The following is a 509-nucleotide window of genomic DNA, read 5'->3' as shown; positions in this document are numbered from 1 at the left end:
GAGGCCGCGGCAAGCCTGATACAGCAGGCACGCAATGCCGGCGCCCATGCGCTGATCCTGCGCGATATCACGCTCGACGGCGCGGCGATGATGGCATTCACCCGCGCCCTTGCCAGCGAGGGACTGAAGCCGCGTATCCTGCAAAGTCACGCACGCGCCAGCCTCGATGCCACGCGCAACGCCGACGATCTGCTCCGCGACGCGCTCGGCCCCAAGAAGCTCAAGGAACTCCGCCGCCAGCGCAACCGGCTCTCCGAGCATGGCGAGGTCATCTTCACCATCGCCACGACGCCGAGCGAGATCAAACGCGACCTCGGAATTTTTCTCGCCCTCGAAGCCAGCGGCTGGAAGGCCAGGCGCGGCACGGCGCTGGCCCAGCACGAAGGCGACGCTGCATTCGTCCGCCGCGCGGTCTATGACGCCGCCGCGCGCGGCAACTGCGAGATCGTGACGTTGCATGCCGGCGAGACGCCGGTCGCATCCGCCATCGTGCTGCGGCATCTCGACCG

Annotated in this window: 1 protein-coding gene; it reads left to right on the top strand. The window is 68.2% G+C overall.

Annotated features, from left to right (window positions below):
- A partial coding sequence (locus D1614_RS29060) for a GNAT family N-acetyltransferase (RefSeq protein ID WP_147384431.1) occupies nt 1-509 on the top strand: 509 nt, incomplete at both ends.

The organism is Maribellus luteus (genome assembly GCF_003576475.1).
Lineage (GTDB): Bacteria > Bacteroidota > Bacteroidia > Bacteroidales > Prolixibacteraceae > Draconibacterium > Draconibacterium luteum.
Note: the sequence above shows the minus strand (reverse complement) of the source record. Positions and strands in the feature narration are given on the sequence as shown.